The sequence below is a fragment of the Comamonas sp. A23 genome, assembly GCF_004522605.1.
Classification (GTDB): Bacteria; Pseudomonadota; Gammaproteobacteria; order Burkholderiales; family Burkholderiaceae_C; genus Comamonas; species Comamonas thiooxydans.
The window spans coordinates 1-14,645 of record NZ_RSDT01000006.1; the positions used below are offsets into that span (position 1 = coordinate 1).

The 14,645-nt window shown below is 60.7% G+C and carries 13 protein-coding genes and 1 pseudogene; all 14 read right to left on the minus strand.

The genetic code is table 11. The features are described 5' to 3' along the window. Positions 1 to 181 (minus strand): annotated as a pseudogene (locus EIC84_RS14460) (protocatechuate 3,4-dioxygenase); the annotation flags it as partial. Between the two features lie 3 nt (positions 182 to 184). After that, positions 185 to 634, minus strand: coding sequence for a protocatechuate 4,5-dioxygenase subunit alpha (gene ligA / locus EIC84_RS14465; protein ID WP_003067559.1), 450 nt, complete (start codon positions 632 to 634; stop codon positions 185 to 187). Between the two features lie 81 nt (positions 635 to 715). Continuing rightward, on the minus strand, positions 716 to 1,633 hold the full coding sequence (locus tag EIC84_RS14470) for an amidohydrolase family protein (protein WP_003067557.1): 918 nt from the start codon (positions 1,631 to 1,633) through the stop codon (positions 716 to 718). Positions 1,634 to 1,663: 30 nt separating this feature from the next. After that, the gene (locus EIC84_RS14475) at positions 1,664 to 2,653 is read right to left on the minus strand and encodes an MBL fold metallo-hydrolase (RefSeq protein ID WP_003067556.1); all 990 of its coding nucleotides are present in this window, start codon (positions 2,651 to 2,653) and stop codon (positions 1,664 to 1,666) included. 44 nt (positions 2,654 to 2,697) lie between these two features. Continuing rightward, positions 2,698 to 3,381, minus strand: coding sequence for a 4-carboxy-4-hydroxy-2-oxoadipate aldolase/oxaloacetate decarboxylase (ligK, locus tag EIC84_RS14480; protein WP_003067555.1), 684 nt, complete (start codon positions 3,379 to 3,381; stop codon positions 2,698 to 2,700). A 133-nt stretch (positions 3,382 to 3,514) separates the two neighbouring features. Continuing rightward, entirely contained in the window at positions 3,515 to 4,543 is a 1,029-nt protein-coding gene (locus EIC84_RS14485) for an amidohydrolase family protein (protein ID WP_003067554.1), read from the minus strand. Positions 4,544 to 4,583: 40 nt separating this feature from the next. Next, the gene (locus tag EIC84_RS14490; RefSeq protein WP_003067553.1) at positions 4,584 to 5,981 is read right to left on the minus strand and encodes an MFS transporter; all 1,398 of its coding nucleotides are present in this window, start codon (positions 5,979 to 5,981) and stop codon (positions 4,584 to 4,586) included. Between the two features lie 161 nt (positions 5,982 to 6,142). Then, positions 6,143 to 6,835 carry a substrate-binding domain-containing protein gene (locus EIC84_RS14495; protein WP_003067552.1) on the minus strand — a complete coding sequence of 231 codons (693 nt, stop codon included), beginning with the start codon at positions 6,833 to 6,835 and terminating at the stop codon, positions 6,143 to 6,145. A gap of 389 nt (positions 6,836 to 7,224) precedes the next feature. Next, complete coding sequence (locus EIC84_RS14500) at positions 7,225 to 7,728, minus strand: hypothetical protein (RefSeq protein WP_012838741.1); 504 nt, start codon at positions 7,726 to 7,728, stop codon at positions 7,225 to 7,227. Positions 7,729 to 7,901: 173 nt separating this feature from the next. Then, positions 7,902 to 8,249, minus strand: a complete 348-nt coding sequence (locus EIC84_RS14505) for a hypothetical protein (protein ID WP_003067549.1) — start codon at positions 8,247 to 8,249, stop codon at positions 7,902 to 7,904. Continuing rightward, the gene (locus EIC84_RS14510) at positions 8,246 to 9,631 is read right to left on the minus strand and encodes a cytochrome P450 (RefSeq protein ID WP_003067548.1); all 1,386 of its coding nucleotides are present in this window, start codon (positions 9,629 to 9,631) and stop codon (positions 8,246 to 8,248) included. Before EIC84_RS14510 ends, EIC84_RS14505 begins: the two co-directional genes overlap by 4 nt. Next, positions 9,628 to 10,938, minus strand: coding sequence for a hypothetical protein (locus EIC84_RS14515; RefSeq protein ID WP_034362666.1), 1,311 nt, complete (start codon positions 10,936 to 10,938; stop codon positions 9,628 to 9,630). Before EIC84_RS14515 ends, EIC84_RS14510 begins: the two co-directional genes overlap by 4 nt. A 37-nt stretch (positions 10,939 to 10,975) precedes the next feature. After that, complete coding sequence (locus EIC84_RS14520) at positions 10,976 to 12,412, minus strand: capsule biosynthesis protein (protein ID WP_134737321.1); 1,437 nt, start codon at positions 12,410 to 12,412, stop codon at positions 10,976 to 10,978. Positions 12,413 to 12,570: 158 nt separating this feature from the next. Beyond that, complete coding sequence (locus EIC84_RS14525; protein ID WP_237704484.1) at positions 12,571 to 14,592, minus strand: capsular polysaccharide biosynthesis protein; 2,022 nt, start codon at positions 14,590 to 14,592, stop codon at positions 12,571 to 12,573. Positions 14,593 to 14,645: the final 53 nt, after the last annotated feature.

Below are 14,645 nucleotides of genomic sequence, written 5' to 3' on the forward strand. Positions count from 1 at the left end.
TGGCGTGGTCGTTGTAGACCAGGAAGATCACATCGGGCTTGTTGTCCTTCATCCACTGGCGCGAGAAGTCATAACCCTTGAACAGGGGCGCCCAGTAGGCTTCCTGGGTCTTGCCCATGTCCATGGCGGCGCCGATGGCAGGCACATGCGAGGTGAAAACGGATGCGGTGATGCGTGCCATGTCTTAGTTGCCTTCCTTGTTCTGGTTGCCTGCGCTGCCCTGGGGTTGATGGTGTGCCTGCGCATCACCGTCCTCGCCCACATAGCGATTGCCTTCGGCAGAGCGGCCGCCGCCCATCATCATGGCGCGATACTCTTCTTCGGTCATGCCGGTCATGGAGCCAGCCATCTGCTGGAAGCTCTTGCCGTCGGTGGCGCCGATCTTGGCCAGGAAGTAGATATTGCCGCCGGTGCGCATGCACCAGTTCAGATCGCGCGCCAGCACGGCCTGCTTCTGCTCCTCGGTCATCGCCCACTCGTCGAGATAGGCACGCTCGTTGGCGCGGAAGCGCTCACGGTTCTCTGCCTTCATCAGGCTCATGCAGAACTGGTTGAGCCAGTAGCCCTTGCGGGACTGCTCGGCATCGAAAATGATGGTGCCGGGCACGTCCAGATACGGTTTTTCCAAAGCCATAAATTCTCCTCGTTACGGATGGCGCAGCCCATGCGACAAGGCTGCGGCCTGTTTCCGGGTGTATGTGTCGCCGGAACTCCGTCAGACCTCTTCGGGCCAGTACAGACGCATGGGGTTGTCCACCAGCAGCTTTTGCTGCAACTGCGCGGTGGGAGCGATATGAGGAATGAAGTCCACCAGCAGGCCGTCGTCGGGCATATGGTCCTTCAGGTTGGGGTGCGGCCAGTCCGTGCCCCAGAGCACGCGATCGGGGAACTCCTCGACCACGCGGCGCGCGAAAGGCACCACGTCCTGGTAGGCATTCTGCTCACCATGAAGGGCCTTGGGGCCGGTGACGGACAGGCGCTCTGGGCAGGAAACCTTGCTCCACACGTTCTGGTGCTCGCGCATGAACTTCAGGAACAGCGCGAACTCTTCGCTGTCCACGCCCTTGGTCACGTCGGGACGGCCCATATGGTCGACCACCACGGTGGTGGGCAGCGCAGTGAAGAAGTCCCACAGCTCGGGCAGATCCACGGCTTCGAAATAAATCACCACATGCCAGCCCAGCTTGGCGATGCGGCCGGCGATCTCCATCAGCTCGTCCTTGGGCGTGAAGTCCACCAGGCGCTTGACGAAGTTGAAGCGCACGCCGCGCACGCCGGCGTCATGCAGCTCCTGCAGTTCGGCATCGCTGATAGAGCGCTTGACCGTGGCCACGCCACGGGCCTTGCCGCCCGAGGACTTGCAGGCATCGACCATGGCACGGTTGTCCGCACCGTGGCAGGTGGCCTGCACCACCACATTGCGCGCAAAACCCAGGTGGTCGCGCAGTGCATACAGCTGGGCCTTGCTGGCGTCGCAGGGGGTGTACTTGCGCTCGGGGGCGAAGGGGAACTCGTTGCCGGGGCCGAACACATGGCAGTGCGCATCCACAGCGCCGGCAGGCAGCTTGAACTGGGGCTTGCTGGGGTTGGCATACCAGTCCAGCCAGCCGGGGGTCTTTTCAAATTGGCTCATATCAATCCAGTCCTTATCTTGAAAAAGTGATCAGATCACCATCAAATCCTTGCCCACTACGGCATCGCCCTTGAAATGCTGGCGCACATCGGACAGCAGCATTTCGTCGGTGATGCTGGGGTCGTCGCCCGGCACGATGTGCGAGAGCACCAGCTTCTTAACGCCGGCAGCCGCAGCGATGCGGCCCACATCCACCGAGGTGGTGTGGCAGGCCAGCAGATGCTCCTTGAGCGTGGCGGCATTGGGCACGCGCTTGACCATGGCGTCCACGGCGGGCACATAGATCACCTCGTGCACCAGCACATCGGCGCCCTTGGCCAGCTCGGCCACGGCCGGGCAGTAGGTCGTGTCGCCCGAGAAGACCACCGAGCGGTCCTTGGTGTCGAAGCGCAGCGCAAAGGAGTCCGCGATGGGCGGATGAATATTGCGCACCGCCGTCACCTTGACCTTGTCGTTCTCCAGAATCACGCCGGGCTTGGAGAACTCGTGCGTTTTCACCATCTTGCGCAGATCGGGCTTGCTCTCGTCGGGGATGCGGATATCGATGTCGAACTTCATGGATTCCATGAAGGCCTTGGTCATCGCATCCAGCGTCGGCGGCCCCCAGACATCGACCTGGTTGCGCAGGCCGGCAGCCCAGGCCGAATACAGCAAGGGGCCGTACTCCAGGTTGTGGTCCGAGTGCATATGCGTGATGAACACCTTGCTCAGACGCGGCAGCGCAATGCCGGCCTTGACCAGCTGGGCCGCCACGCCATAGGCGCAATCGACGACGAACGGCTCGCCGTCGATCAGCAGCACGCTGGCCGGGTTGGAGCGCTCGCCGCCCACGCGCGGGCCACCCTTGGTGCCCAGCAGCACGAGCTGCGTGCCCTTGTTCCCGGCAGCGGCCTTGACAGCCTGCGCCAGCGCATTGCCGGCAGTGCCCAGACCCAGTGCGCCGGCGCCAGCCAGACTGGCCGCTGCGGCGAGGCAGTGACGGCGCGAGAGGTTCACGGAAGATTTGAAGGAAGAGAACATGCGGTTGCTCCTGTTGTAATGATTTTTGAGGACCGATGTTCCGATTAGTCGATGTACTTGAGACCAGCCTTTTCCAGGGGCTCGCGCATCTTGTACATATCCAGGCCCAGAACGCCCGAAGCCAGCTTGGCGCGCTTTTCGCCTTCGAAGCTTTCGCGCTTCTGGGCAGCGGCCAGCACTTCCACGGCACGCGCGGCGGGCACGCAGACCACGCCGTCGTCGTCGGCCACGATCACGTCACCGGGCGTGACCAGCATGCCGGCGCAGACGATGGGGATGTTGACCGAGCCCAGGGTGGCCTTGATCGTGCCCTTGGAAGAGATGGCCTTGCTCCAGACCGGGAAGTCCATCTCCTGCAGCGTCTTCACGTCGCGCACGCCGGCATCGATGATCAGGGCGCGGGCACCGCGTGCCTGGAAGCTGGTGGCCAGCAGATCGCCGAAGTAGCCGTCGGTGCACTCGGCGGTGACGGCAGCAACCACGATATCGCCAGGCTGAATCTGCTCGGCAGCCACATGCATCATCCAGTTGTCGCCGGGCTGCAGCAGCACCGTGACGGCGGTGCCCGAGACCTGCTTGCCGGCATAGATGGGGCGCATATAGGGCTTGAGCAGGCCGACGCGGCCCATGGCCTCGTGCACGGTGGCGGAGCCCAGGGCGGCCAGGCCGTCAGCAGCAGCGCGGTCGGCGCGCTGGATATTGCGGTAGACAACTCCCAGTTCGTACATGGAAATACCTCTTTGCTTTGACGTTATTGAATCCAAAAAGTGAGCTGGTAGCGCTTGTCATTCATCAGATATGAATAGTTTTCTTACTGAAAACCTTTCATACCGTGCGCTAGCAGCTCTCTTTTTTGAGAAGTTACAGACCCTTGGCCTTCAGCGCCTTGTCCAGGCGCGTGAACACGCGGCGGGCATTGCCTTCGTAGACGGCGTGCTTTTCATCGGCCGTCAGGTTCTGCGTGGCTTCGATGTAGCGCTTGGTGTCGTCGTAGTAGTGACCGGTCTGCGGATCGATGCCGCGCACGGCGCCGATCATTTCGCTGGCGAACAGAATGTTCTTGGTGGGAATCACTTCCGTCAGCAGATTGATACCGGGCTGGTGATACACGCAGGTGTCGAAGTAGATGTTGTTGAGCAAATGCTCTTCCAGCAGCGGCTTCTTCATCTCCTGCGCCAGACCGCGGAAACGGCCCCAGTGGTAAGGCACGGCGCCGCCGCCATGGGGGATCAGGAACTTCAGGGTCGGGAAGTCCTTGAACAGGTCCGAAGTCAGGCACTGCATGAAGGCCGTGGTGTCGGCATTCAGATAGTGGCTGCCCGTGGTGTGGAAGCAGCTATTGCAGCTGGTGGAGACGTGGATCATCGCGGGGATGTCGTACTCCACCATCTTTTCGTAGATGGGGTACCAGCTCTTGTCCGACAGCGGGGGCGAAGTCCAGTGGCCACCCGAGGGATCGGGGTTCAAGTTGATGCCCACGTTGCCGTATTGCTCAACGCACTTGACCAGCTCGGGAATGCAGGTTGCAGGGTCCACGCCGGGCGACTGGGGCAGCATGGCGGCGGGAATGAAGTGGTCGGGGAACAGCTCGCTGACGCGGAAGCACAGCTCGTTGCAGATGGCGGCCCAGGTGCTGGAGGTCTGGAAGTCACCGATGTGGTGCGCCATGAACGAGGCACGGGGGCTGAAGATGGTCAGATCGGAACCACGTTCCTTCATCAGGCGCAGCTGGTTGGTTTCGATGGTCTCGCGGATTTCATCGTCGCTGATCTTCAGATCGGCCACCGACGGGGTCTTGCTCGGGTCCTTGAGGCCGGCGATCTGCAGATCGCGCCATGCGCCCAGAGCCGCAGGCGCCGTGGTGTAGTGACCGTGTACGTCAATGATCATCTTCAAGCTCCGTTAAAAAATAATTCGTCTATCAAAAAGTTCAGTGCGCGCCGCCCAGGCCCAGCATGGAGGTACGCGGTGCGCCGCCGGCATAGCGGTTCTTGACCAGCAGCGCCAGCGCGGCGATGACGCCGGGAATGGCAACCACCATGAAGACCTGCGGCAGCTCGAGGTGACGGCGCGACAGCTCAGCCACCAGGAAAGAGCCTGCAATGCCGCCAAAGCGGCCGATGCCCAGCATCCAGGACACGCCACTGGCGCGGCATTCCGTGGGGTAGTACTCGGCAGCCAGCGCCTGCATGGACGACTGTGCCGCATTCATCAGCAAACCGGCAATGAATACCGAAGCCACCAGCATGCCCACGCCGCCGCCGAGCACCTGGCCGATGAAGGCCACGCCCAGGCTCGTCAGGAAGTAGCCCGTCGCGATGATCAGATTGGCATTCCAGCGGTCCATCAGCAGACCGACGAAGATCGCGCCCACGCCGCCGAGCTGGAACAGCGCGGCAATCACGGCCGCCTGGCTGGCGGGCACGCCCGCCTCCTTGAACAGCACAGGCATCCAGTTGACCAGGCCGTAGACGATCACCAGACCCATGAAATACGTCACCCACAGGGCCAGCGTGCCGACCAGATACTTCTGCGAGAACACCAGACGCAGGCCCTGAGGACCTTGCTGTGCCTGGGCAGCCGCCTCGCCGCCGTCGTTCAGCACAAAACGCGCTGCATTGCGGGTGCCGGCGGCGATGCGCACCATCACCTTGCGCACGCGGTCTGCCGAGTAGTTCTTGAGCACCATGAAGCGCACCGACTCGGGCAGCATCACGATCATCAGCACGGCCAGGATCAGGGGCACCACGCCGCCCACGATCAGCAGGCTGCGCCAGCCGAAATGCGGAATCATCCAGGCCGCGATAAAGCCGCCGAAGGCCGAGCCGATGGGGAAGCCGCAGAACATGCAGTTGGTGATGAAGGAACGCTTGCTGTCAGGGCAGTATTCGTTCATCAGCGTGATGGCGTTGGGCATGGCGGCGCCAAGACCCAGGCCGGTGATGAAGCGCCAGATGGTCAGACCTTGCAGATCGTGCACCAGACCGGAAGCAATCGATGCACCGCCCATCACCACCGAAGCGATGATCAGCACGGTCTTGCGGCCCACGCGGTCCGCCAGCGGACCCGCGCCCAGCGCGCCGAACGCCAGGCCGAACAGGGCCGCGCTCAGCACCGGGCCCAGATGGGACTTGTCGATGCCCCATTCGCCAAGCAGCGAAGGTGCGATGAAGCCGATGGCGGCGGTATCAAAACCGTCGAGCAGAACAATCAAAAAACAGAGGAAGAAAATTCCCCACTGGAAGCGTGAAAACGGGCTCTCGTTGAGCACGGTCTGCACATTGACGACCGCAGGGCCGGTGTTCTGTTTGCTAGTTTGCGAAGTCATATTTGGAATCTCAGTTGCCTCTCTTTGTCGCCTCTATCTCCTGTCTCGCGGCTGGCGCCAAAGCCTCAAAGGCATCTGGTACGTCCGTCACGAAAGGGCTATGACTGCCCTTTTGCTGGATGGGGTGTCAGTGCCAGGCCCCCGCCTGGACACGAATCAATTCAAGCGGGCTCCATGCCCTGGCGGCGCTTGGCCGCTTCGGCTTCAGGCGAAGCCATGAAGGCCAGCAGACGCTGCACGGCATCCGCATGTGCCGAGCCCGTCACAACGCCGGCAGAAAATACCGTATCGATGGCAATCGCGGCAGGCAGGCCGCCCACGATCTGTATGCCCGCAACATGGATCAGCTCGCTCAGTTGCTGAAAGCCCAGCGCAACTTCGCCCGAAGCAATCATGGAGCCCACGGGAACGCCGGGCCGGGCCTGCACGATGCGGGGCTTGATCTCGTCGGCAATGCCCCAGCGCTCGAACAGCTTTTGCAGTGCCACACCGCTGGGGCCGGTGGAATAGCCAATGCTGGGCGCGGCCAGCACGGCAGCGCGCACGGCCTCTTCAGAACTGATATCGGGCTGCTCCGCAGCAGCAGGCACGGCCACGGCAGTACTGGAGAGCACCAAGTCCACCTTGCTGCCTGCAACCACACGGCCGGCGGCCTGCAGCTTGTCGATGGCGTTGGAGGCCAGGAAGACCACATCAAAGGCCTCTTCACCGGACTGCACACGCTGCGCGGCATCCACACCGCCCACGGATTCGATCTGCACCGGCTCGCCGCCCTGGGCCTGCCAGGCTGCAACCAGATCCGCCAGGACCTGGCGGGTTGCCATGGAAGAAATGCCATTGAGTGCTGCGCTCATGCCGGAAGACTCCTGAAGTGGATGCCATGGCTGCCCCGCGATCTCGAATGCCGCGTCCCGGCCATCGAGGCCTTTCAAGCCACTCCCGTCACGCTGCGGGCAGACTGCACCGGCAGGACGGGGCGCTCGACAGGGCGTGCATCAGGGCAACCATCTAGTCAAAACGAATAAGACTATTGTCGGCAGCCCTGCGCCCTCCCACTAGGCAAGCCCTCCGCTAGCAGCTATGCCGCAAAGGCATAGCAAAGTGCCTGCTCATAACACGTATAAATACCTACAAACAAAGCGCAAAGCCAATAAAAGGAAAAGGCTGAATGCTATTTTTTTAATAGCACTCAGCCTTTATTGCTGCGCATAAGCAACAGTGAATTTAGTGGTTAACCCCTAATTCAGTCATCATGGCGTCCATGCCCACGCCCGTGACCATGACCACGCCCCCGGTCATCGCGATCATGCCTGTCCCAGTCACGTCGATCGCGGCGATCGTCTCTGTCCCAGTGCCTATGATCCCGGCGGTCGTCATGCCAGTCGCGTCGCTCGTGGTGGTGGCGCGGCGGAGGTCCTGCACGCCAATGGGGTGGCGGATTGCGCAGGAAATAGACCGGCTGGCCGCAGGCGTGGTAGCGGCCGCAGTAGCGGCGCCAGTTGCGCGAATGGCCGGGCGGCACCCACATATAGATGGGCTGCACCTGCGGCACTACCGGGCCGCCCCACATCGGTTGGGCATACAGCAGCGGCGGTGGTGCATTACCGATATTGACCTGACCGTAAACCCCGGGCGCCAGCTGCCCCGAGATGGAGCCGCTGATATAGGCCTGCGCCTGGGCGGCACCCGCTGCGCAAACCAGCGCCAAGACTGCCAGGCTGCGGATGAGTGAAGTGCGATTGGACATATGTCTCCATGCTCGATATAGATCACCGTGGGCCGGCGAGATCGCGCTTCGTCCCGGAAACGCTTCAGTCCTTAACGCGCCAGAGCCGAATCTCGCTGACCCGGACCGTGCATGAAGCGTAATGAGGCGTAATGAGCTCATCCGGCTCATGGGCTGGATGGCCTGCAGCCCCGTCACCTGATCGTCTGGCCCTGCAGACCTTTTTTCAGAATCAGATCCACCACGGGCTGCTCGCGCTTGTTGGCACGCATGCAGTGATCCTTCTGGAAGTGATCGGTGATCCGGATGACCCAACGCGCCCAACGCTTGTTCTCGCGTTCGCGCCAGGCATGCGATGACACGCTTTCCCAGGCATAGCCATTGAGCACTGCCGCATTGACAAAATGGTCCAGCGCCCGCACTCCGGCCCTGCCCCGCTCCGTCTTGCCGAACAGACCGACCCAGCAAAGAATCAGCCAGCCCACGACCGCCAGCGGGACGACTGCACACATCAGCGCAAAACCTGCCAGGCGCTCCTTCATGCAGCCTCTCTCTTGCGCAAATTGATGCGTACGCCATTTTCGGAGCGAATCGTCAGCCGCCCCACGGGCTGCGGCACATGGCCTGCCGCCGGCAGGATTTCATAGCGCTGCAGCAGGCAGGCCAGAATCAAGACCGCCTCCTGCAAGGCAAATGCAGCCCCCAGGCAGACGCGCGGGCCCATACTGAAAGGCATGTAGGCGTGTTTGATGGCTTCCTTGTCCTCCTCACGGTCAAAGCGATCCGGGTCGAAGGCATCGGGGTTCTTCCACCATTTTCGGTGGCGCTGCAGCAGCCAGGGCGCCACCACCACCGTGCTGCGCTCCCTCAGCTGCTTGCCCCTGATAGGGCAGGACTGCACATTCTCCCGGGCGAAGAAGCCCACAGGGGGAAACAGGCGCAAGGTCTCCCGAAAGATATTCCAGACCTGAGAGAAGCTCTTCATGTCCGCCTGCTGCGGCAGACGATCACCAACCACCTCCACCACTTGCTCGTAGGCACGCTGCTGTATGTCGGGTGACTGGGCCAGAAGATAGCTGGCCCAGGTCAGCGCGCTGGCCGAAGTTTCATGCCCTGCCAGAAACAGCATGGCGACCTGATTGACCAGCTCTTCCTCGTTGAAAGGCTCGCCGGTGTTCGGATCCTTGGCCTGCATGAAAGCGGCAAGAATATCCTCCTGCTCCTCGGCCTCCCCCTTCAGATGCGCTTCATAGCGCGGCTTGATCATGGCGTGCAGCAAGCCACGAATCTCCCTGGCGGCCTGGTTGCTCTGCCAGCGATACCAGGGCATGGTCAACCAGCGAGCACCGAACAGCGCGGGCAGCATGAGCTTGGGTGCCAGTGACTGATAGCGGGCAAATGCCTCGAAGATGCGATGCGCATCCGGCCCCTGCATGGGCTTGGAGAAAATCGTGCGGAAAATGATGTCGGCCGTGACATGGGTCATCTCGATCTCGATGTCGTACGGCTGCGCCTCCTCCACGGCATCCAGGCGCTCCAGCATGGATTGCGCGGCTCCCAGCATGCGCGGGAAAGCGACGTTCACGCGCGCCTGGGCAAACGCGGGGTTCATCATGGTGCGCTGACGCTGCCACTGCTCGCCATTGGTCGTGAAGATGCTGTCTCCCAGCAAAGGCTCCAGCGATTCATGCAGCAGATGGCTTTTGGGAAACTGCTGCGCCTCGCTCTGCATGACTCTCTTGACCTCTTTGATGTCATTGAGCATGTAGAGATCCACGCCGGGCAGATGAACCTCACCCATCTGCATGCTGTAGCTGCGCTCGAACAGGGCGTCCATCCAGGAGCGCCGCGCATGCCAGAACATGCGCAGCTTCGATGTCTGTTCGGGGTGGGGCTTGGGATAAACGGGACAGAAACGACTCATCGCACCAATTTCCTCTCTATGTAGTCACGCATCGGACCGGCGCTGGTGAGTAACTCGAAATAATCATAGGCACCGGCAACTTCGCCGGCCATCAGATACTGAAAATGCATGCGCATCTTGTTCCTGCGCAACCAACGGTAGGTTGTCGGCAAAAACAGCTTGTGAAAGCGCGGGGAGCATATCGCTTGCGGATTGAATCCCCACTGCGGCCGGCGCTTGCTGGAATCAGCAACGGAGTTGACGGCCGAGGCCTCATCCTTGCGCCCATCTTCGCGCAACGACAGCCCCACTACATCGCACATGCCGAAACACACGCTATCGCTGGGAGAAGAAATATCGGCCCAGTACACCGCTTCGTCCATGGCGACCTCACGCAAGGTTTGCCGCAACGCGCCAGCGCCGGGAAACAGCCCGAACAACGGAATGCAATTGCCCAGGGTGACCAAGCTCACCAGCGGCTTGCGAGAAGCGTGTGAGGATAACGGATCTTCAGCCAGCTTACGGCGAAGCGCCTGAGTCAGCTTCAGAGCCTGCACACTGCCGACACTGAAGCCGACCACGACCACCTCGCGCCAACGCTGCTGCTGCATGGCCTGCGCCACCTCGGCGGCCATCGCCTCGATACGCGCATCCAGCACGGGAAACGTTTTCCCGGAACTGGCATGGGCAAAGTTCAAAATTCTCAGAAGCCAGCTGATATGCAGATAGCCATCCAGCACCAGGCCGCCCCAGCCGACGACAGCAACCGCCGCCATCATCAGCACGGCTGCAGCCACTGGCGGCAAGCCGTCCCAAGCACTGACAAGCATAGAGCCCATGCCCAATCCGGCCAGCAGCACCAGCAGCATGTAAAACAGCGGATACATCAGCGCCCACAGGGTAAAGCGCGCCTGCTCCCGCACGGGTTTGAGCCACTGCCTCAGATTCCAGATGGAAACATAGGTGCCCACTGCTTGGCGGAAAACCTCTGCCCGGCTCGAAGGCCAGTGCAGACGAACCTGATCATGCCAGTCAAAGAAAACAAAATCGGCAGATGTAGTGTTTTCGGAATCCGTCTGAGAGACCCGCCATTGAGAATGCAGTGATTTTTCTTGCGCGGCCTCGCTCTCATTCCACTTCTCTCTGCTGCCAATCGCGTATTTTCTATCCTCGGAAACAGACGGCTGCTTTTGCGACTCGGCGCGCATCAACTGGTGATAATGCCTTGCCCCACGGGGATCAAAGCCACCCATGAAGATCACCAGGCGCTCGCAATCACTTGTCTTCCCGGAAGACTCGAATGAGATATTCTTTTCGCTGCTAGTCATTGCACTCCGGGAAACGGCCCCCTCTCCATACCAAGGCTTATTCGACAGAGGCAACCCCCTGCAGCATAGAAGGCATGGCATTGGCCTGATTTTCCTGCCGGGAAACGAATACCGGCTCCACAGCCTCTTCCGGCCAAAGCAAGGGATCCACCGACGAACCGCCTCCCCACAGGCGCTGCGCCATCTGGCCATCCAGCGCGGCCCCGCAACGCCATGAGACCGCCGAAAGCCGGCGATAGAAGCTGCCATTGATCTGCGTGCACTCTATCAAGGCCCTGCGAAAGCGCGAGAGCATATCCTGATCAGGAACGGCCTGATGGGCCCGAAACCAGAAGTCGCGCATCTTGCCCTGATAGGTCAAGCCTTCCAGGTCATACAAGGCATTGCCGCAGACCTTGACGGGAGCGCCATGACCCAAAGCCGAAAGACCGGTTGTGCTGTTGACCAGCACCACCCCCTTGGCATTCTTGAGCAACGATGGCAGATGCTGGTCATGGATATATAAGACCTTGCCCTGCAAACCATGGCGCCTTGCCAACAGGCTGATGATATTGGCGTAGTTCCGGTGCCCCCGGTCCATGGGATGGTGCTTGAACACCACCACGTCATTCGCAATCGACTTTCCACCTTCGGGCACGCCATTCGTGCGCTCCAGCGCCTGCGCCCTGGAAAATGAATGCAAAACGTGATTGATGAAATCCGTCACGAAATCATAGTTCGAGTGAACCACGATCTGGGCATCGTTATATACCTGCAGCGGAGCCAGGAAGAACTTCTTGCGCAAATCGCCGAGCAACCGCTCTTCGATTTCCTTTTCCGTGCGGCGATACCAGAATTTACGCAGATAACTCAGCCACCACCAAGGCGCATCCCGCACGGTCATGCTTCTGTGATGCAGGGCGTTATTCCAGAACCACTGCCCCAGCCAGGCAGCAAAGAAATACAGCATGCCCCACATGGCCGAATGCCAGAATGAGTTCCCGACCTTCTTCCATGACTCCGTCATCGGTCCATTCGGATGAGAAGGCTGTGGCGCAGTCTCTTGCTGTGCCCTCTGCTTAAGCCATATGGCCAGTCTCTTTTCAAAATGAGAATGCCCATTCACGCCCATGGGCTCAAAGGTGATGTGGTCGGGCCGCAGATAGCCTTCTTCAAACACGCCTAAGGCACAGCCCAGACGCTCCGTCATGGAGCGCACACACGCATGCACAGGCCGGCAATCGCCGAACAGCAGCACAGCGTCAATCCGGTGTCTGATGATGAAGGCCTCCAGAACCTCGGGCCACTGTGCCAACTCCCCCTTAAACGAATGGGCCTTGCGGGGATAGAACAGCCAATCCCCTGCATTGAAGTTGAACTTGAAAACAGTCGCCCCCACCGAGCGCAAGTCCTTGGCCAGGTTCCAGAAAAAAGGCCCTACCGGGCCTTGTAGCAACAAAACACGTTTAGACGCAAATCCACTCTTGTTCTTCATGCGGTAGGAACTGCGGGCTGTCAGGCCGCTTGGTATCTTTATGGAGGCGTCATGAAGCATGACCGCCCTATTTTAGGGGTTTCACCGAGAGAGACCTGTGCACATCACGGCACGTTGACAACAAATCGATGAAAAATAATTGCAAAAAAAGGTAAGTATCACCAATCCGACAAAATCGACTGAAGCAATACCTTGGATTTGCGCCATTGCCGCCTCAACCAGCCGGACTTAAGGCCCTGCAAACTGCCCGACTGCTCCAGGGCGGTACGTTGCTCAAGCAAACGCCTGAGCACCGCTTCGCAGCTTGTGTAGCCTCTGAGCACCGGATCCCAGTACAAGGGGTAGTGCAGCAGTGCTCCGGCAACCAGCTCATCCAGAGACAGCGAGCGGCTGCGGCGCGGCACGGGCAGACAGTCCTGCGTGAGGCCCCAACCAGCGTAGAACGGCCGCCCGTGCACCACCACTTGCTTGTTGCGCAGCAAGGCATCAAAGCCGGTCAACGAGGTCATGGTCACCACCACATCGCAGGCCTCAATACAGCTCACCACCGAAGCGCCTTGCTCCACGTGATCGGCATACAGCAAAGCCTGAGCCGGCTCTACACGCCCCTTGCGATTGCCGCTGCTCACATCAGGGTGCGGCTTGAAGACAATGAAAGCATCGGGGAATGCAGAGCGTGCTGCCTGGAGCAGACCCAGGTTCGTGCAGACGCCCTCGGCGTCGCAACCAAAGCGAATGGATGCGTCGTCCTCCACCTGACCCGGCACCAGCACCACTTGCCGACCGGCCTGCGGATGTTCATCGCTGAACCAGTCCACCGGGCAATTGGGCTCCAGGTTGTACTTGGTGATGCCGTGCTCGACGATGAAGGCGCGCACATTGCGCGCACGCTCCAGGTCCTGCGCCGTGAATGTCCGGGTATTGAGCAGATACTCCAGCTCCGAAGGCTGGCCCGGATCAAAATAAATGCCCTTGGCATCCAGCACAAAGGACTGCGGCGGGATCAGGTCGGAGCCCAACCCCACGGAGCGCACAAAGCCATCCTCCATGCGAAGCAGGCGCACGCCCGATGCCGCAGCCAGTTCCTGCACTCCTTCGGGTGGAACACGGCCCCAGCAGACCAGACAGTCATCTCTTTCGAGCTTCAGCGCAGCAGCGGCATCCGCGCTGCGTGCGTGAACAACTCGCTTTGCGTGCAAGGACAGCATCTGCCGAAAATTCCAGGCACGCCAACGCGGAAAACCTACGCAAATCATTCGACCCGAGTAACGCTCGGCCATCTCCCGCTGCCTATCCAGCCAGACCGTCACATCTGCGATGGAACCCAACTGCCTTGTTTCAGGATTCAGATATCGGGTGTAGTGCATATAACCGGCGGCAAACAACTCGTCCACCGAGCGGCTGCGCCCGGCCCGGCGCCCCATGGCTGCATGCTGCGGCTGGCGATCATCCGTCACACCCCAGCCCGAATACCAGGGAACGCCAAAGCAGACCACCGGCTTGCTGGCAAGCAAGGCCTCAAAGCCCATGGTGGAGCTGACCACATAGACCTTGTCCATCTGAGCAATCAGGCTCATCGGGTTGACCGCATCACGCAACACCACCGTACGCGCATCGGGCTGCACGCCCGTCAGATAACCACTCTTGCGGCCCGAAGTCACTTCGGGGTGGGTCTTGACATAGACAGTGGCCTGCGGATTCTCGTCCAGCGCTGCCGCCAGCATGGCTTCAAACGTGGCGGCATCCGCCCCACCCTTGGCCACACTCATATCTCCAGCCGTCTGATCCACCACCAGAACCCGCTGAACATCATCAGCGCGCAATACACCTGTGGGCAGATCCGGTGCATGGTTGTATTTGCTTAGCCCAGCGAACAACAATTTCTCGCGGGCCTGCCGCACCAGCGCGGCATCCGGTGCGAGCACATCTGCATCGCTGCTCAGCAGGTGCTCCAATGCACTGGGTCGCGTGCAATCGTAGTAAATGCCTGCATCATCGACCACCAATGACAACGGCGGGAAATGCTCTCCCGTGCCGAAGGAGCGCAGAAAGCCATCCTCCAGCGCCACATAAGGCAAACCATGCTTGCCTGCATAGGCCACAGCCTTTCGAGTGGTAGGACGCAGGCCCCAGCCGGCCACCACATCAACTGGGGCGGCGTGCCACGCGCGTAAGCGCACCGGTGTGGCCTTTAGCAACACCGCAAGCAGAGGAAGACGAAGTATTCCTCTCG